The organism is Streptomyces sp. CB02366 (genome assembly GCF_001905905.1).
GTDB lineage: Bacteria > Actinomycetota > Actinomycetes > Streptomycetales > Streptomycetaceae > Streptomyces.
This window is the reverse complement of the sequence record NZ_LIVT01000001.1, coordinates 815,230-832,705: the sequence shown is the minus strand read 5'-3', so window position 1 is coordinate 832,705 and position 17,476 is coordinate 815,230. Positions and strand designations below refer to the sequence as shown.

Annotated in this window: 18 protein-coding genes and 1 pseudogene; 12 read left to right on the top strand and 7 right to left on the bottom strand. The window is 72.8% G+C overall.

Going from position 1 to position 17,476, the window contains the following annotated elements:
• The first annotated feature begins 1 nt into the window (after position 1).
• The 4 genes from AMK24_RS03580 (at position 2) to glmM (ending at position 4,572) form a co-directional block, all read left to right on the top strand.
• Positions 2-1,621, top strand: coding sequence for an ABC-F family ATP-binding cassette domain-containing protein (locus tag AMK24_RS03580; RefSeq protein WP_073765653.1), 1,620 nt, complete (start codon positions 2-4; stop codon positions 1,619-1,621).
• 258 nt (positions 1,622-1,879) lie between these two features.
• Positions 1,880-2,323: a 50S ribosomal protein L13 gene (gene rplM / locus AMK24_RS03575; protein ID WP_003966932.1), complete on the top strand. Its 444-nt coding sequence runs from the start codon at positions 1,880-1,882 to the stop codon at positions 2,321-2,323.
• A 44-nt stretch (positions 2,324-2,367) separates the two neighbouring features.
• The gene (gene rpsI / locus AMK24_RS03570; protein WP_073764866.1) at positions 2,368-2,904 is read left to right on the top strand and encodes a 30S ribosomal protein S9; all 537 of its coding nucleotides are present in this window, start codon (positions 2,368-2,370) and stop codon (positions 2,902-2,904) included.
• Between the two features lie 309 nt (positions 2,905-3,213).
• Positions 3,214-4,572, top strand: a complete 1,359-nt coding sequence (gene glmM / locus AMK24_RS03565; RefSeq protein ID WP_073764864.1) for a phosphoglucosamine mutase — start codon at positions 3,214-3,216, stop codon at positions 4,570-4,572.
• A 162-nt stretch (positions 4,573-4,734) separates the two neighbouring features.
• Here the strand turns inward: glmM and AMK24_RS03560 are convergent, their stop codons facing one another.
• Both AMK24_RS03560 and coaA read right to left on the bottom strand, forming a co-directional pair.
• Positions 4,735-5,700: a DUF389 domain-containing protein gene (locus tag AMK24_RS03560; RefSeq protein WP_073764861.1), complete on the bottom strand. Its 966-nt coding sequence runs from the start codon at positions 5,698-5,700 to the stop codon at positions 4,735-4,737.
• Between the two features lie 28 nt (positions 5,701-5,728).
• Positions 5,729-6,724 (bottom strand): type I pantothenate kinase, encoded by a 996-nt coding sequence (gene coaA, locus AMK24_RS03555; RefSeq protein ID WP_073764859.1) that lies wholly within the window; start codon positions 6,722-6,724, stop codon positions 5,729-5,731.
• A gap of 200 nt (positions 6,725-6,924) precedes the next feature.
• Here coaA and AMK24_RS03550 point away from each other — a divergent pair, with 200 nt between their 5' ends.
• On the top strand, positions 6,925-7,590 hold the full coding sequence (locus AMK24_RS03550; RefSeq protein ID WP_079190406.1) for a serine hydrolase: 666 nt from the start codon (positions 6,925-6,927) through the stop codon (positions 7,588-7,590).
• Between the two features lie 125 nt (positions 7,591-7,715).
• Here the strand turns inward: AMK24_RS03550 and AMK24_RS03545 are convergent, their stop codons facing one another.
• The 3 genes and pseudogenes from AMK24_RS03545 to AMK24_RS34525 all read right to left on the bottom strand — a co-directional run.
• The gene (locus AMK24_RS03545) at positions 7,716-8,099 is read right to left on the bottom strand and encodes a VOC family protein (RefSeq protein WP_073764855.1); all 384 of its coding nucleotides are present in this window, start codon (positions 8,097-8,099) and stop codon (positions 7,716-7,718) included.
• A gap of 17 nt (positions 8,100-8,116) precedes the next feature.
• Complete coding sequence (locus tag AMK24_RS03540) at positions 8,117-8,314, bottom strand: DUF397 domain-containing protein (protein WP_073764853.1); 198 nt, start codon at positions 8,312-8,314, stop codon at positions 8,117-8,119.
• 27 nt (positions 8,315-8,341) lie between these two features.
• Positions 8,342-8,548, bottom strand: a pseudogene (locus AMK24_RS34525) (Scr1 family TA system antitoxin-like transcriptional regulator); the annotation flags it as partial.
• Between the two features lie 320 nt (positions 8,549-8,868).
• On the opposite strand from AMK24_RS34525, the gene AMK24_RS03535 reads away from it, so the two are divergent.
• The 3 genes from AMK24_RS03535 to AMK24_RS03525 all read left to right on the top strand — a co-directional run bounded on the left by AMK24_RS03535 (position 8,869) and on the right by AMK24_RS03525 (position 12,110).
• Positions 8,869-9,219, top strand: a complete 351-nt coding sequence (locus AMK24_RS03535; RefSeq protein WP_030798833.1) for a YciI family protein — start codon at positions 8,869-8,871, stop codon at positions 9,217-9,219.
• Positions 9,220-9,239: 20 nt separating this feature from the next.
• A complete protein-coding gene (locus AMK24_RS03530; RefSeq protein ID WP_073764851.1) occupies positions 9,240-10,565 on the top strand; it encodes an RNA polymerase sigma factor in 1,326 nt (441 codons plus the stop codon).
• 177 nt (positions 10,566-10,742) lie between these two features.
• Complete coding sequence (locus AMK24_RS03525) at positions 10,743-12,110, top strand: M14 family metallopeptidase (RefSeq protein ID WP_073764849.1); 1,368 nt, start codon at positions 10,743-10,745, stop codon at positions 12,108-12,110.
• Positions 12,111-12,264: 154 nt separating this feature from the next.
• On the opposite strand, the gene AMK24_RS03520 is transcribed toward AMK24_RS03525, so the two are convergent.
• Both AMK24_RS03520 and AMK24_RS03515 read right to left on the bottom strand, forming a co-directional pair.
• On the bottom strand, positions 12,265-12,675 hold the full coding sequence (locus tag AMK24_RS03520; protein ID WP_073764847.1) for a PIN domain-containing protein: 411 nt from the start codon (positions 12,673-12,675) through the stop codon (positions 12,265-12,267).
• Positions 12,672-12,893 (bottom strand): type II toxin-antitoxin system VapB family antitoxin, encoded by a 222-nt coding sequence (locus AMK24_RS03515; RefSeq protein WP_073764845.1) that lies wholly within the window; start codon positions 12,891-12,893, stop codon positions 12,672-12,674. Before AMK24_RS03515 ends, AMK24_RS03520 begins: the two co-directional genes overlap by 4 nt.
• Positions 12,894-12,998: 105 nt before the next feature.
• Between AMK24_RS03515 and glmS the strand changes: the two genes are divergently transcribed.
• The 4 genes from glmS to AMK24_RS03495 all read left to right on the top strand — a co-directional run bounded on the left by glmS (position 12,999) and on the right by AMK24_RS03495 (position 17,443).
• Positions 12,999-14,846 carry a glutamine--fructose-6-phosphate transaminase (isomerizing) gene (gene glmS, locus AMK24_RS03510; RefSeq protein ID WP_073764843.1) on the top strand — a complete coding sequence of 616 codons (1,848 nt, stop codon included), beginning with the start codon at positions 12,999-13,001 and terminating at the stop codon, positions 14,844-14,846.
• A 45-nt stretch (positions 14,847-14,891) separates the two neighbouring features.
• Complete coding sequence (locus tag AMK24_RS03505) at positions 14,892-15,260, top strand: holo-ACP synthase (RefSeq protein WP_073764841.1); 369 nt, start codon at positions 14,892-14,894, stop codon at positions 15,258-15,260.
• A gap of 267 nt (positions 15,261-15,527) precedes the next feature.
• Positions 15,528-16,976, top strand: coding sequence for a bifunctional ADP-dependent NAD(P)H-hydrate dehydratase/NAD(P)H-hydrate epimerase (locus AMK24_RS03500; protein WP_073764839.1), 1,449 nt, complete (start codon positions 15,528-15,530; stop codon positions 16,974-16,976).
• Positions 16,977-17,056: 80 nt separating this feature from the next.
• Complete coding sequence (locus tag AMK24_RS03495; protein WP_073764837.1) at positions 17,057-17,443, top strand: DUF488 domain-containing protein; 387 nt, start codon at positions 17,057-17,059, stop codon at positions 17,441-17,443.
• Positions 17,444-17,476 lie beyond the last annotated feature (33 nt).

The window sequence follows — 17,476 nt, the reverse complement described above, 5'->3', positions numbered from 1 at the left end:
TATGGGACATCTTGAAGCAGGCCATCTGGAGTACTACCTTCCGGACGGGCGGGTGCTGCTCGGCGACGCCTCCTTCCGGGTGGCCGACGGCGCCGTCGTCGCGCTCGTCGGGGCGAACGGGGCGGGCAAGACGACCCTGCTCCGGCTGCTCGCCGGTGAGCTCCAGCCGCACGGCGGCACGGTGTCGGTGAGCGGCGGCCTCGGGGTGATGCCGCAGTTCGTGGGCTCGGTGCGCGACGAGCGGACCGTTCGGGACCTGCTGGTGTCGGTGGCGCAGCCGCGCATCCGGGAGGCGGCGAAGGCGGTCGACGCGGCGGAGGAGAGGATCCTCACCGTCGACGACGAGGCCGCGCAGATGGCGTACGCGCAGGCGCTGAGCGACTGGGCGGAGGCGCGCGGGTACGAGGCCGAGACCGTGTGGGACATGTGCACCACGGCCGCGCTGGGCGTCCCGTACGAGAAGGCGCAGTGGCGCGAGGTGCGCACCCTCAGCGGCGGCGAGCAGAAGCGGCTGGTGCTGGAGGCGCTGCTGCGCGGGCCCGACGAGGTCCTGCTGCTGGACGAGCCGGACAACTATCTGGACGTGCCGGGCAAGCGGTGGCTGGAGGAGAAGCTGAAGGAGACCCGTAAGACGGTCCTCTTCGTCTCCCACGACCGGGAGCTGCTGTCCCGGGCCGCCGAGAAGATCGTCAGCGTCGAGCCGAGCCCGGCGGGCAGCGACGTCTGGGTGCACGGCGGCGGCTTCGCCACGTACCACGAGGCGCGCAAGGAGCGGTTCGCGCGGTTCGAGGAGCTGCTGCGGCGCTGGCAGGAGGAGCACGCCCGGCTGAAGGCGCTCGTCCTGCGGATGCGGCAGCAGGCGGCGAACAGCCCCGACATGGCCAACCGCTACCACGCGATGCAGACCCGCTTCAAGAAGTTCGAGGAGGCGGGCCCGCCGCCGGAGCCGCCGCGCGAGCAGGACATCAGGATGCGGCTGCGCGGCGGGCGGACCGGGGTGCGGGCGGTGACCTGCGAGGGCCTGGAGCTGACCGGGCTGATGAAGCCGTTCGACCTGGAGATCTACTACGGGGAGCGGGTCGCGGTCCTCGGCTCCAACGGGTCGGGCAAGTCGCACTTCCTGCGGCTGCTGGCGGGGGAGCCGGTGGCGCACACGGGGGAGTGGAAGCTCGGTGCGCGGGTCGTGCCGGGGCACTTCGCGCAGACCCACGCCCACCCGGAGCTGCTGGGCAGGACGCTGGTGGACATCCTCTGGACCGAGCACGCCAAGGACCGGGGCGGGGCGATGTCGGTGCTGCGCCGGTACGAGCTGGAGCGGCAGGGCGACCAGCCGTTCGAGAAGCTGTCCGGCGGGCAGCAGGCCCGGTTCCAGATCCTGCTGCTGGAGCTGGCCGGTACGACGGCGCTGCTGCTGGACGAGCCGACGGACAACCTGGACCTGGAGTCGGCGGAGGCGCTGCAGGACGGTCTGGAGGTGTACGACGGCACGGTGATGGCGGTCACGCACGACCGGTGGTTCGCGAAGTCTTTCGACCGGTACCTGGTCTTCGGCTCGGACGGGGTGGTCCGGGAGACGGCGGAGCCGGTGTGGGACGAGCGGCGGGTGGACCGGGCGCGGTGACCTCGGCGGGCGCCGGCGGCCGACGGTGCGCTCGGGGGCGTTTTGACCGCCGTGGGGGCCGACCGGTAGTCTTCTGGTTTGTTATGCGTATCGGCTGCGCTGTCATGGCGCGAAGGGCCCATACGTAGGTTCTCTGGAGCAGTTACCAGTGGCTCGCATACGGGCGTCGTGTCCCGGCATTGTGAGCCCCAGCTGCATGATCGCTTCAGGGGTGCCATGTGTCTGGACCTCATCCACTGAAGAAGCGAAGGCTACGAAGTGCGTACGTACAGCCCCAAGCCCGGCGATGTCACTCGCCAGTGGCACATCATCGACGCGCAGGACATCGTCCTGGGCCGTCTGGCCACCACGGCGGCGAACCTCCTCCGCGGCAAGCACAAGGCGATCTACGCCCCCCACATGGACATGGGCGACTTCGTCATCATCATCAACGCCGACAAGGTTCACCTGTCCGGCAACAAGAAGACCCAGAAGATGGCGTACCGCCACTCGGGCTTCCCGGGCGGTCTCCGTTCGGTGCGCTACGACGAGCTGCTCGCGAAGAACCCCGAGAAGGCCGTCGAGAAGGCCATCAAGGGCATGATCCCCAAGAACACCCTGGGCCGTCAGATGCTCTCGAAGCTCAAGGTCTACGCGGGCGACCAGCACCCGCACGCTGCTCAGCAGCCGGTGCCGTTCGAGATCACCCAGGTCGCGCAGTAGTTCCGGCCACCCCCTAAGACATACAGAAAGATCTGAGGAGAATCGTGGCCGAGACCACTGTTGAGACGACCGCCGACGACACGGTCGGCACCGATGGCGAGGAGACCTTCGCCGAGGTGACCACCTTCGAGTCGGAGGTCCCCGTCGAGGGTGAGTACACCTCCGAGTCGCTCGCCGGCCGCTTCGGCGACCCGCAGCCCGCCGCCGGCCTGGGCCGCCGCAAGAACGCCATCGCCCGCGTCCGGATCGTCCCGGGCACCGGCAAGTGGAAGATCAACGGTCGCACCCTTGAGGACTACTTCCCCAACAAGGTGCACCAGCAGGAAGTCAACGAGCCCTTCAAGGTGCTCGAGCTCGACGGCCGCTACGACGTCATCGCCCGCATCTCGGGTGGCGGCGTCTCCGGTCAGGCCGGCGCCCTGCGCCTCGGCGTGGCCCGCGCGCTGAACGAGGCGGACGTGGACAACAACCGCGCCACGCTGAAGAAGGCCGGCTTCCTCTCCCGCGACGACCGTGCGGTCGAGCGCAAGAAGGCCGGTCTCAAGAAGGCCCGTAAGGCCCCGCAGTACAGCAAGCGCTAAATATCGCCTGCTCGACTGTCACGTTCGCCCCGGCGGCACACACCGTGCTGCCGGGGCGTTCGTTTATCGAGGCTCGCGGGCGTATAACGGCATAAGGCGTTCATCGGACCGGACGGGTTCGTGCGGACCCCGGCAGGGTCGGACGGGCCGCGGCCCGGCGGGCGCCGCCGTCGTGCATCTCGGGGACGACCCTGCCCTGCCGCCCGATGTGGCTTTTTGCAGGTTTTCATCGGATTTCGTTGTTTGGTTGCTCAGCGCGCGTGCTGTGCAGTAGTGGTTTGTGGTTTCGGAGCACTTCGGAGGACACCAGTGGGACGACTCTTCGGTACGGACGGGGTACGCGGTGTCGCCAACGCCGATCTGACGGCCGAGCTCGCGCTCGGCCTCTCGGTCGCGGCGGCGCACGTACTCGCCGAGGCGGGCACCTTCGCGGGCCATCGCCCGACGGCCGTGGTCGGACGTGATCCGCGCGCATCCGGAGAGTTCCTGGAGGCCGCCGTCGTGGCGGGTCTGGCCAGCGCCGGCGTGGACGTGCTGCGCGTGGGCGTGCTGCCGACGCCCGCCGTCGCGTACCTCACCGGAGCGCTCGGCGCGGACATCGGCGTGATGCTCTCCGCCAGCCACAACGCGATGCCCGACAACGGCGTCAAGTTCTTCGCGCGCGGCGGCCACAAGCTCGCCGACGAGCTGGAGGACCGCATCGAGACGGTCTACGAGCAGCACCGCACCGGCGAGCCGTGGGACCGCCCGACCGGCGCGGGCGTCGGCCGGGTCACCGACTACACGGAAGGCTTCGACCGGTACGTCGCCCACCTCATCGGCGTCCTGCCCAACCGGCTCGACGGCCTCAAGGTCGTCCTGGACGAGGCGCACGGCGCCGCCGCCCGGGTCTCGCCCGAGGCGTTCACGCGGGCCGGGGCCGAGGTCGTCACCATCGGGGCGGACCCGGACGGCCTGAACATCAACGACGGCTGCGGCTCCACCCACCTGGACCTGCTCCGCGCCGCCGTCGTCGAGCACGGGGCCGACCTCGGCATCGCCCACGACGGGGACGCCGACCGCTGCCTCGCGGTGGACGCGGCGGGCGAGGAGGTCGACGGCGACCAGATCCTCGCCGTCCTGGCCCTCGCGATGCGGGACGCCGGCCGGCTGCGCAAGCAGACCGTCGTCGGCACGGTGATGTCGAACCTCGGCTTCAAGCTGGCCATGGAGCGCGAGGGCATCCAGCTGGTCCAGACGGCGGTCGGCGACCGGTACGTCCTGGAGTCGATGAAGGCCGAGGGCTACGCGCTCGGCGGCGAGCAGTCCGGGCACGTCATCGTCCTGGACCACGCCACGACCGGCGACGGCACGCTGACCGGCCTGATGCTGGCGGCCCGTGTCGCCGCCACCGGCCGCAGCCTCTCCGAGCTGGCCGGGGTCATGCAGCGCCTGCCGCAGGTCCTCATCAACGTGCCCGACGTCGACAAGACCCGGGTGAACACCTCCGCCGAGCTGGCCGCGGCCGTCACGGAGGCGGAGCGGGAGCTGGGCGAGACCGGGCGCGTCCTGCTGCGCCAGTCGGGTACGGAGCCGCTGGTGCGGGTCATGGTGGAGGCCGCCGACATCGAGCAGGCGCGGGCCGTCGCGGGCCGGCTGGCCGACGTCGTGAAGTCCGCCCTGGGCTGAGCCCCTCCGGACGCACGGGCGGGCCCGCTCCGGGCCCGCCCGGCCCGCTCCGGGCCGTGCGCCGGTCGCGTCCCGCTCGCGCCGTGTGCGGGCCGCTCGCGTCGTGTGCGGGCCCGCTCCGGGCCGTGCGGGCCTGCCGGGTCGTGGCGACCCGTCCGCGCCTCAGCCGCCCACCGAAGCCCCCGGCGTGCTCGCCGGGGGCTTCCGTGTGCGCCGGACCCTCCACAGGGCCTTCTGGAGCAGCAGGGTCAACGTGCCCGCCAGGATGATGCCGCCGAGGTTGGCGAGGAGCTGCTGGCCGGAGCCGACGGTCTGCTGGTAGTCCGCGTAGCTGAACGCGACGGACGCGTTGGCGGCGGCCGGGACCGTCGTCACCGAGATCGCCACCCCGATCAGCGCCCCGGACTTGGCCGAGGTGAGCGAGAGCGTCCCGGCGATGCCCGCCAGGAACGCCACCACGAACGACATCCAGTCCGGGTGCCAGATGAACCCGGTGTTCGGCCGGTCCTTGCCGATCATCGAACGGTCGAACAGGCCGAAGGCGTCCATCAGCCAGGCGAAACCGGCCGTCACGAGCATGGCCAAGGCGAACCCGCCGACCAGCGCCCACAGCGAGCGCGCCACCAGCCGGGGGGCGCGCTGCACCACAGCGGTGGAGATCCCGGCCAGCGGGCCGAACTCGGGGCCCACCGCCATCGCGCCCACGATCAGGACCGCGTTGTCGAGCATCACCCCGCAGGCGGCGAGCATGGTGGCGAGGGCGAGGAAGGAGACGTAGGTGATGGAGAACGTCGACTCCTCGTGCGTCGCCTCCGTCAGCTCCTCCCACAGCACCGCGTCGGCGCCGTCGCCGGGGGCCTCGTGCTCGGCCCTGTCGGCGTGGTCGGAGAGCGTCAGCTCCATGTTCTCCATGGTGATCGACCCGGACCGGTCGATGCCGAGCCGCCGCAGCGCACCGATCAGCTCGTCGCCCGCCTCGCGCGCCACGTCGCACATCACCACGTCTCCGGCGGGGGAGCGGGCGGCGCCGGGCAGGACCACGAGATGGGCGGTGCCGACGGTGGAGGACAGCAGGGCGACGACCTCGTCGGTGGTGTCGGCCGGCACGATCAGACGCAGATGCAGCACGCGGTCGGCCCTCCCGGGGTCGGCTCGGTCAGAGCTTGCGCAGGGACAGCTTCTGGACCTTGTGGTCCGCCCCCTTGCGGAGCACCAGAGTGGCACGCCCGCGCGTCGGCGCCACGTTCTCCAGCAGATTCGGCTTGTTGATGGTCCGCCACATGGTGCGCGCGTAGTCCAGCGCCTCCTCCTCGGAGACCTGGGTGTACTTGCGGAAGTACGAGGACGGGTCCTGGAACGCCGTGGCGCGCAGCTTGCGGAAGCGGTTCAGGTACCAGGACTCGATGTCCTCGGCGCGCGCGTCCACGTACACGCTGAAGTCGAAGTAGTCGGCGAGTCCGACCCGGGTGCGGCCGTCGCTGCCGGGGAGGGCGGGCTGCAGGACGTTGAGGCCCTCGACGATGAGGATGTCGGGGCGGCGCACGGAGAGCCGTTCCCCGGGGACGATGTCGTAGATCAGGTGCGAGTAGACGGGCGCGGTCACCTCGTCCTTGCCCGCCTTGATGTCCGCGACGAAACGGGTCAGGGCGCGCCGGTCGTAGGACTCCGGGAACCCTTTGCGCGAGGTCAGCCCGCGCGCCTGGAGCTCCTTCATCGGCAGCAGGAACCCGTCCGTGGTCACCAGCTCCACGCGCGGGTGCTCCGGCCAGCGGGCCAGCAGCGCCTGGAGGATGCGGGCGCTGGTGGACTTGCCCACGGCGACGCTGCCCGCGACCCCTATGACGAACGGGGTGCCGCGCTGCGCCCCGTGCCCGTTCCCCGCGTCCCCGAGGAAGGTGTTCAGCGCGCCGCGCAGCTCGGAGGTGGCCTGGACGTAGAGGTTGAGCAGCCGGGAGAGCGGCAGATAGACGTCCCGCACCTCGTCCAGGTCGATGACGTCCCCGAGCCCCCGCAGCCGCTCCACCTCCTCGGCGGTCAGCGGCAGCGGCGTCTTGTCCCGCAGCGCGCTCCACTCGTCGCGCGACAGGTCGACGTACGGGGTCGGCGCGTGCTCGGTGCGACGGTGGGGGCTCCATGCGGGCGATGTGATCACCCTCCATTGTTACGGGAGTTTCAACGGAGCGGAGGGTGGGGTCGGTCACGTGGGTGGCGGGGGCTCCTCCGCCCGGGGCCGCCGGGGGGCAGGGCGGGGGGTAGCCCCAGCACGGGTTCGGGTGGTCGCCCCATCGCTCCTGTACGCGCCCGGCGGGCATCCTGATCCAGGGCAGGAGACAGCCGACCAAGGGGGGCAGCATGATCACACGCAAGAGGACGTTCCGCGGTGCGCTCGCCATGGCTGTAGCTGCCGGTGTCGCGGCAGTCGCGTTACCGGTGACCGCCGCAGAGCGCGCACCCGCAGCCGTCACCGTCCGTGCCGCCACCCATGTGGTCGCACCCTCGGAAGTCGCTGGTTCGTCCGACGCCCGGCCGCGGAAGCTCCTGCACCGGCTCACGGGCGTCGGCAGCGGACCCGGTGCGCTCTTCGAGGTGCATGACCGGCGCGGCAACACCGTGCTCACCGATGGGGCGCCCCTCCTGGACATCACCGCGGTCAACCCCTCGGTCGGAGGCGCGGCCGGCGGGATCATATCCAGCGGCAGTGACGTCGACCGGTTCCTGGGTGCGCTGGCGGGTGGCGAGCTTCTGCACCCGAGCCAGCTCAAGGAGATGATGAAAACCGTCCCGACCGGCAGTGCGGACGGCCGGCGGTACGGCCTCGGCCTGGAGAGCACGCCACTGCCTCGCGGCGGTCGCTACTGGGGGCACACCGGTGACTTCTTCGGCTACGAGACGACCGCCGACGCGAGGGTCGACGGCAGACAGGCCACCGTCATGGTGAATCTCGGCCCGGGAAGCTCGGATGCCCGGAGTGACGGCCTCCAGGCCGCCGTCGAGACTGCGCTCGCCCGGGGCCGGTAGCTCCCAGGGTGGGCCTTCAACGGGCCCGGGGGCGCTCGGGTGAGGGCCGCCGGAGGCGCGTCGCCGCGGGCGGCGGCGAGGGTGAGGCGGGCGCGGGCCGAGCCGCTGCGGGCCCGGCCGCGCTCTCATGCGTCCTGCGGGTACCAGCGCAGTTCGACGGTGTTGCCGTCCGGGTCGAGTACGTAGACCGAGGTCGCCGACCCCCGGGCCCCGAAGCGGGGGACGGGCCCCTCCTTCACCGTGAACACTCCGGAGTCGATGACCTCCTGCCAATCGAGCGGTTCGACGACGAGGCAGATGTGGTCCACGTTCGACTCGCCGCGCGGGCGGTCCAGCAGGTCGATGATCGTCGTCGGGCTGACCCGGACCGAGGGGAACGGGACCTTCCCCGCCCGCCACTCCTCCACCCGGACCGGCTCCAGGCCCAGCGGCCCGCAGTAGAACTCAAGGGCTCGCTCGACGTCCCCGACGTTGAGGACGAGGTGGTCGAAGCCCTTGACCTGGACCATCGGCGGTATGGGCACGGTCAGACCTCCGACGCGTACGTGATGAAGCCGGCCCAGGCGGCGGGGGCGAAGCCGAGGTGCGGGCCGTCGGTCGGGAGTCGCTTGGAGTCGCGTACGCGGATGGTGGTGGGGGCGGTGGCGGTGGCGACCTCGACGCATTCGGGGCCGTCGTGGGTGCTGTAGCTGCTCTTGAACCACGTCAGCTCGGGGGTGCTCATGTCTCTCCCAGCAGTTCGCAACTGGCTCAGCTCAAGAAGGTGTTCGAGCTGGCGACGTAGGACCATTCTGCCTCCGGTGCGCCGTCGTAGCGTCGCCTCTTCCTGGACAGACGTCAGGGGAGGCGCGGGGCGGACGGGTGACTGCGCGCACGGAGTCGTACAACCACCCGGAGGCGGCCCGGCGGGCGACGAGGGCGGCCGGACCTGTGCGCGTGCCCGCGCCCGTAGGCGCACCAGCGCTGGGGCCCGAGGCCGTAGCAGTAGCCGGAGCCCGTACGCGTACCGGCTCCGGCCCCGCCCAGGCGCCGGTACCGGAGGCTCCCGCTCCAGAACTGCGACGGCTGCGACCGGGCCTTCCGGTCGGCGGGCCCCGGCGAGTGCTAAGGGTGCGCCGGGACCGGCTGCGGCGGTGGCGGCGTCGAGGGCCTGCGGCCGAGCGCCTGAAGCACCGGGAATTTTTCCGGCGGGCCTGTCGATCCGTCCCGGGCCCGTTCGTCGTCATGATGAAAGGCGACCCCGAGGGGCTCGCACCACACAGGCGACAGGAGCCGACCATGAAGTACATGCTGCTGATCCACAGCGGGGCCGTCGACGAGCAGGGCGGCGCTCCCCAGTGCACCGTCGAGGACTGGATGGCCTACGACAAGGCCGTGCGCGACGCGGGGATCCACGTCTCCGGGGAGTCGCTGGCCGATCTGGTGACCGCGACCACCGTGCGCGTCTCGCCCACGGGGGAGCGGACCGTGACGGACGGGCCGTTCGCCGAGACGCGGGAGCTGCTGGGCGGATTCCTCGTGATCGACGTGCCCGACCTCGACGCCGCCCTCGACTGGGCCGCGCGCTGCCCCGGCTCGCGGGACGGCGGCGCGGTCGTCGTCCGGCCAGTCGCCGACTTCGGGGCCTGACGACAGTGGGGGGTGGGGGCGTGGTCCCGGAGGAGGGCGGAGCAGCGGGCGAGGGAGCTGCGGCGGGTGACGCCCGGCTCGCCGTCGAAGCGGTCTTCCGGGAGGAGCGCGGGCTCCTGCTCGCCTCCCTCGTCCGCCGGTTCGGGGACCTGGATCTCGCCGAGGAGGTGACCTCCGAGGCGATCGAGGCGGCCCTGCTGCACTGGCCCGGCGAGGGGGTCCCCGCCCGCCCGGGGGCCTGGTTGCTGACGACGGCGCGGCGCAAGGCCGTGGACCGGTTGCGGCGCGACCAGGCGTACGCGGCCCGGCTCGCCGTGCTCCGCGCCGACGCGGAGCGGGCCGACGCCGTCGCCCCGGCCGCCGACGCGGCGACCGGGACCGGTGAACTTCCGGACGACCGACTCCAGTTGTTCTTCACCTGCACCCACCCCGCCCTCGCCGCCGAGGACCGTACCGCGCTGACCCTGCGCTGCCTCGCCGGACTCACCACCCCCGAGGTGGCCCGTGCCTTCCTCGTGCCGGTGGCGACCATGGCCCAGCGCATCGTGCGGGCGAAGAAGAAGATCCGCGAGGCCCGCATCCCGTTCCGGGTGCCCGGCCCCGACGAACTGCCCGACCGGCTGCCCGGGGTGCTCCAGGTCGTCTACTCGCTCTTCACCGAGGGGTACGCGGCCAGCTCGGGCCCTCGGCTCCAGCGGCTGGACCTGGCCGAGGAGGCGATCCGGCTGGCCCGGATACTGCACCGCCTGCTGCCCGCCGAGCGGGAGACCGCCGGGCTCCTCGCGCTGCTGCTCCTCGTCCACGCCCGGCGCGACGCGCGGACGGACCCGATAGGCGAGCCGGTGCTCCTGGAGGACCAGGACCGGGGGCGGTGGGACCGGGCGCTGATCGAGGAGGGGCGGGCGCTCGTGGTCCGGGCGCTGACCGGCGGCCCGGCCGGGCCCTACGGGGTGCAGTCGGCCATCGCCGCCCTGCACGACGAGGCGCCGGACGTGGAGTCCACGGACTGGGCGCAGATCGTGGCCCTCTACGACGTGCTGCTCACCCTCACGCCGTCCCCCGTGGTGGCGGTGAACCGCGCCGTGGCGGTGGCGATGCGGGACGGGCCGGGGGCCGGGCTGGCGCTGCTGGACGCGCTGGCGGGGGAGCCGAGGCTGCGGGCGTACCCGCCGTACGCGGTGGCGCGCGGGGACCTGCTGAGCCGGTTGGGGCGGGACGGGGAGGCCACCGCCGCGTACCGGGCGGCGCTGGAGACGGCGGGCATCGAACCGGAGCGGGCGGCGTTGCGGCGGAAGCTCCGGCGGCTGGACGGACTGGACGGGTTGAGAAGGCCGCCAGGCGACTGACGGCGCAGGGGCGGGCCGCACCGCATGGCGTCTGCATTTCGGTCAGGGCGGGCGTCGTCGCCGGTGCGTGGGGGAGGTATGGCCGAAGGGGCGGTATTGACCTGACCATGACATCGCCTCACCCTGGGCCCGTCGCGCAGCTCCACCCCCACCCCGACGGACCCAGGAGAAGCCAGCATGCGACTTGTCACCCCACGGACGCCCCGGCCGAGAACCCGGCCGGCGACGTCCCGCCGCACCGCCGCCCTCGCCGTCCTGCTCGCCCTCGGCCTCGCCGCCCCCGCCGCCGCGGTGGCGACCGCCGGGCCCTCGGCCCCCGACGCGGCCGTCGCCGCGGACGAGCGGACGCTCCAGTACGAGATCCCCGGGCGGACCACCCCCGCCGCCCGCACCGACATCGCCCGCGCGGGCGTCTCGATCGACGAGGTCCACGACCACGGCGTCGTGGTCACCGCGGACGCCGCCCAGGCCCGCAAGCTCCGGGCGCGCGGCCACACCCTGGAAGCCCTGCCCGCCCCGGTCGCCGCCCCGCAGGCGGCGGACGGTGTGAGCGCCCTCGACTTCCCGCCCGCCGACTCCCGCTACCACAACTACGCGGAGATGAACGCGGCGATCGACGCCCGTATCGCGGCGAACCCCGCGATCATGAGCAAGCGCGTCATCGGCAAGACGTACCAGGGCCGGGACGTCATCGCGGTCAAGGTCAGCGACAACGTCGCCACCGACGAGGCCGAGCCTGAAGTCCTCTTCACCGCCCACCAGCACGCCCGCGAGCACCTGACCGTCGAGATGGCGCTCTACCTGCTGCGCGAGCTGGGCCAGGGCTACGGCTCCGACTCGCGGATCACCCAGGCCGTCAACGGCCGCGAGCTGTGGATCGTGCCGGACATGAACCCGGACGGCGGCGAGTACGACATCGCCTCGGGCTCGTACCGCAGCTGGCGCAAGAACCGGCAGCCCAACTCCGGCTCCACCGCGGTCGGCACCGACCTCAACCGCAACTGGGCCTACAAGTGGGGCTGCTGCGGCGGCTCCTCCTCCAGCCCCTCCTCCGAGACCTACCGGGGGACGGCCGCCGAGTCCGCGCCCGAGACGAAGGTCGTGGCCGACTTCGTGCGCAGCCGGGTGGTCGGCGGGAAGCAGCAGATCACGGCGGCCATCGACTTCCACACGTACAGCGAACTGGTGCTGTGGCCCTTCGGCTACACGTACAACGACACCGCCCCCGGCATGACCGCCGACGACCGCAACGCGTTCGCGGCGGTGGGCAAGAAGATGGCGGCCAGCAACGGGTACACCGCCGAGCAGTCCAGTGACCTCTACATCACCGACGGGTCGATCGACGACTGGCTGTGGGGCTCGCAGAAGATCTTCGGCTACACCTTCGAGATGTACCCGCGCTCGACCTCCGGCGGCGGCTTCTACCCGCCCGACGAGGTCATCGAGCGCGAGACCTCCCGCAACCGGGACGCGGTCCTGCAACTGATCGAGAACGCGGACTGCATGTACCGCTCGATCGGCAAGGAGGCGCAGTACTGCTCCTGACCGCACTGCTCCTGACCGCTTCGGGCTGCTCCTGACTGCTCCTGACGGGGTGAGCCACCGCTCCTGACGGGGCGAGCCCGACGCCGCTCCGGTGCGGGACCCGAACGGGCCCGCACCGGAGCGGGGCCGTGTGGCCGCCGAGGCCGTACCGGCGTCAGGCCACGTCGTGGACGCTGTGCTCGCCGAGGTCCGGAGCGTGTCGGGCGACCGTCCGGTAGTCGAGGTCGTCGTGGAGGACCGTCAGTCCGTGGTGGGCCGCCGTGGCGGCGATGACCAGGTCCACCGCGGAGGCGCCACGATGCTGCCCGGCACGTGCCATGCGGTGCTGGGCCGAGGTGATCCAGCGTCCGGCGCCCTTCGGTACGGAAACGTCCGGGTAGAGGTCGGCGAACATCTCCGCGATCTCGTCGTACTCGCGAGCGTTCCGGGCGCCGTACAGGAACTCCACCCGCTGCGGATAGCAGGAGGCGATCGTTCCGGCCTCGATCGCATCGGACCAAGCCGATTGGAGGGCGGTGTCGGAGAGCAGTCGTACGAGGCCCGAGGTGTCGAGCAGGTAGATCACCGACCGTCCTTCTCCGCCCGGTGCCGTCGCTCGGCGTCCTCGACCGCACCCCAGGTGCGCGCGCGGTCGAAATGGCGGCTGAGGCGTGCCGCCCGCTCCTGCTGCTCGGCGTAGAAGCGCAGAGCGATGTTGACGGCCTCCTTCTTCGTCGGGGCCTTGGACAGGGTCATCGCCCGCTCCAGAGCTTCATCGTCCATGTCGATCCGGGTCACCGACATGTCCGGCCCTCCCGTCGTGCGTCCTGCGCCATGTGGGGCATGTACGAAGAATCGCATGTGGCCGACATTCCTCCCGCGAGCCCCTTTCGGCCTTATCGTGCCGCTATGTGCGGAATCGTGGGTTATGTCGGTGGACAGTCGGCGCAGGACGTCGTCGTCGCGGGACTCAAGCGCCTCGAATACCGGGGCTACGACTCGGCGGGCGTCGCCGTGCTCGCGGACGGCGGGCTCGCCGCCGCGAAGAAGGCGGGCAAGCTCGTCAATCTGGAGAAGGAGCTGGGCGACCGGCCGCTGCCGGCCGGACGGACCGGCATCGGGCACACCCGGTGGGCGACGCACGGCCCGCCCACCGACGTCAACGCCCACCCGCATCTGGACAACGCGGGCCGGGTCGCCGTCGTGCACAACGGGATCATCGAGAACTTCGCCGCCCTGCGGCGCGAGCTGACCGGGCGCGGCCACGCCCTGGAGTCGGAGACCGACACGGAGGTCGTCGCGCACCTGCTGGCCGAGGCGTTCTCGGCGGGCGGGGAGCTGGCGGAAGCGATGCGGCAGGTGTGCCGACGGCTGGAGGGGGCGTTCACCCTCGTCGCCGTGCACGCGGACCAGCCGGACGTGGTGGTCGGAGCCCGGCGCAACTCGCCGCTCGTCGTCGGCGTCGGGCAGGACGAGTGGTTCCTCGCCTCCGACGTCGCCGCCTTCATCGCGCACACCCGCTCCGCGATCGAGCTGGGCCAGGACCAGGTGGTCGAGCTGAGCCGGGAGGGCGTCGTCGTCACCGGGTTCGACGGGGAACCGGCGGACGTGCGCGAGTACCACGTGGACTGGGACGCCTCCGCCGCCGAGAAGGGCGGCCACGCCTCCTTCATGCTCAAGGAGATCGCCGACCAGCCCCGGGCCGTGGCCGACACCCTCCTCGGCCGGGTCGACGGGGAGGGGCTGCTCCACCTCGACGAGGTGCGCATCCCGGCCGCCGAGCTGCGGGAGGTCGACAAGGTCGTCATCGTCGCCTGCGGCACCGCGTTCCACGCCGGGATGATCGCCAAGTACGCCATCGAGCACTGGACCCGGCTGCCCTGCGAGACCGAGCTGGCCAGCGAGTTCCGCTACCGCGACCCGATCCTCGACCAGCGCACCCTGGTCGTCGCCATCTCCCAGTCCGGCGAGACCATGGACACCCTGATGGCCGTGCGGCACGCCCGCGAACAGGGTGCGAAGGTCCTCGCCATCTGCAACACCAACGGCTCGACGATCCCGCGCGAATCCGACGCCGTCCTCTACACCCACGCCGGACCCGAGGTCGCCGTCGCCTCCACCAAGGCCTTCCTCACCCAGCTGGTCGCCTGCTACCTCGTGGCGCTCTACCTCGGCCAGGTGCGCGGCACCAAGTGGGGCGACGAGATCCGCACCGTGGTGCGCCAGCTCGCGGACGTGCCCCGCGAGGTGGACCGCGTCCTCACGACGATGGAGCCGGTGCGCGAGCTGGCCCGGTCCCTCGCCCACCACGGCACCGTCCTGTTCGTCGGCCGGCACGTCGGCTACCCGGTCGCTCTCGAAGGCGCGCTCAAACTCAAGGAACTCGCCTACATGCACGCCGAGGGCTTCGCGGCCGGCGAGCTGAAGCACGGCCCCATCGCGCTCATCGAGGAAGGGCTGCCCGTCGTCGTCATCGTCCCCTCACCGCGCGGCCGTTCGATCCTCCACGACAAGATCGTCTCCAACATCCAGGAGATCAGGGCCCGGGGCGCGCGCACGATCGTCGTCGCCGAGGAGGGCGACGAGGCCGTCGTCCCGTACGCCGACCACCTCATCACCGTCCCCGCAACGCCTACGCTGCTTCAGCCGCTGGTCGCCACCGTGCCGCTCCAGGTCTTCGCCTGCGAGCTGGCGACGGCCCGCGGCAACGAGGTGGACCAGCCGCGCAACCTGGCGAAGTCCGTGACCGTGGAGTGAGCCGGGGCGCGCGCCCCGGGTGATGGGGATGGCGAGGGTGGGTTCGTGATCATCGGAGTCGGGATCGACGTGGCCGAGATCGAGCGGTTCGGTGCGGCGCTGGAGCGTACGCCCCAGTTGGCCGACCGGCTCTTCGTCGCCGGCGAGCTGACGCTGCCGAGCGGCGAGCGGCGCGGGATCGCCTCGCTCGCCGCCCGGTTCGCGGCGAAGGAGGCCCTGGCCAAGGCGCTCGGCGCGCCGGGCGGACTGCTCTGGAGCGACGCCGAGGTCTGGGTCGAGGAGAGCGGGCGGCCCCGGCTGCGGGTGACCGGCACGGTCGCCGCCCGAGCCGCCGAACTGGGCGTACGCGGTTGGCACGTCTCCCTCAGCCACGACGCGGGCGTGGCGTCGGCGGTGGTGATCGCGGAGGGGTGAGCCCGGAGCGCGTGCGCAGGGCGGGCCCGGAGCGTGCGCCGGGGGGCAGAGGTGTGCGCAGGGACGGCCGGGGTGTGCGCGTGCCGGGGCGGACGGGGAGCCGGCCGGGGTGTGCGCGTGCGCCGGGGGAGGCCGGGGCGAACGGGGAGCCGGCCGGTCGCGGCCCGCCCCCCGAGCGGCGGAGCCGGCGTCCGCCCCGGGGACCACGGTGTGCGCCACGCCCCGCGGGGCTGGCGTCCGCCCCCGTGATCGCGGAGGGTGGGGTTCATGCGACGTGCCTACAGCGTGGAGACCGTACGGGCCGCCGAGGCCGCCCTCATGCAGCGTCTGCCGGAGGGCGCGCTGATGCAGCGCGCCGCCGCCGGGCTCGCCGTGGCCTGCGGCGATCTGCTGCGGCGCAACGGCCGGGTGTACGGGGCCCGGGTGCTGCTCCTCGTCGGCAGCGGCGATAACGGCGGCGACGCCCTCTACGCGGGCGCCCGCCTCGCCCGCCGGGGCGCGGGCGTCCGGGCGCTGCTGCTCGCCCCCGACCGGGCCCACCCCGGCGGCCTCGCCGCGCTGCTGGCCGCCGGGGGGCGGGTGGTGGACGGGCCGGACGGGCTCGGCGTGCTCGACCTCGTCGTGGACGGCATCACCGGCATCGGCGGACGCGGCGGGCTGCGGCCGGACGCCGCCGAGCTGCTGCACACCGTGGTCCGGGACCGTACCCCGGTGCTCTCCGTCGACCTGCCGAGCGGGGTGGAGGCCGACACCGGGGAGGTGCACGGCGACGCGGTCCGGGCGGACGCGACCGTCACCTTCGGCACCTACAAGCCCGGCCTCCTCATCGACCCGGCCGCCGAACACGCCGGGGCCCTGCGGCTGGTGGACATCGGGCTCGGCCCGGAGCTGCCCGAGCCGCCGGACCTGGAGGCGCTCCAGTACGCGGACGTGGCGGCCCTGCTGCCGACGCCCGGGGCCGAGAGCGACAAGTACCGGCGCGGGGTGGTCGGCGTCGTCGCCGGGTCCGAGCGCTACCCGGGCGCCGCCGTCCTCGCGGTCGCGGGCGCCCTGCACGGCGGGGCCGGGGCCGTGCGGTACGTGGGACCGGGCGCGGACGCCGTGATCGCCCGGTTCCCCGAGACGCTGGTGCACGAGGGGCCGCCCTCGCAGGCCGGACGCGTACAGGCGTGGGTCGTCGGACCCGGGCTCGGGGACGGCGAGGACGCGGCGGCGGCCGTCGCCGACGTGCTGGCCGCCGACGTCCCCGTCCTGGTCGACGCGGACGGGCTGCACCTGCTGGACGCGGAGACCGTACGGACCCGGACCGCCCCCACCGTCCTCACCCCGCACGCGGGCGAGGCCGCCGCCCTCCTCGGCAGGGCCCGGGACGAGGTCGAGAGCGGGCGGCTCGCCGCCGTCCGCGAACTGGCCGCCCGCTACCGCGCCACCGTCCTCCTCAAGGGCTCCACCACCCTGGTCGCGGAGGCCCGGGACACCCCCGTGCGGGTCAACCCGACCGGTACGTCCTGGCTCGCCACGGCGGGCAGCGGCGACGTGCTCTCCGGGCTGACCGGCTCCCTGCTCGCGGCCGGGCTCGCCCCGCGCGACGCCGCCTCCGTGGGGGCGTACCTGCACGGGCTCGCCGCCCGCCGCCGCTCGGACGGGGCCCCGGTCTCCGCGCAGGACGTGGCGGCCGGCATCCCTGCCGCCTGGCGCGACGTGCGGGCGGGCTGAACCGGGGACAGAGTGGAAGCCCCGGCCGGGGCGAAGGCCCGCGGGGGCGGGGCGGGGCGGACGAGGAAGGGCGGTCGGACATGGCGCACGGCAGCGACCCCGTACGCGTACGCAGGGTGTACGACCCCGTCGAGGAGGACGACGGCGCCCGGGTGCTGGTCGACCGGCTCTGGCCCCGGGGCGTCTCCAAGGAGCGGGCCGGCGTCGACCTGTGGCTGAAGGACGTCACGCCCTCCGACGAGCTGCGTTCCTGGTACCACCACGACCGCGAGGACCGGCACGACGCGTTCGTCGAGCGCTACCGCGCCGAACTCGGCGACGAGGCGCACACGGAGGCGGTCGGCCGACTCGTGGACCTGGTGCGCGAGGGCGCTCCGGTCACCCTTGTCACGGCGGCCGAGGACGTCCCCGGCAGCCATGTCCCGGTCCTGGTCGACCACCTGAAGCATGTGATGAAACGTACATAAGTCCGGTTGGCGGCGTGCGATGCCGGGGAGGCC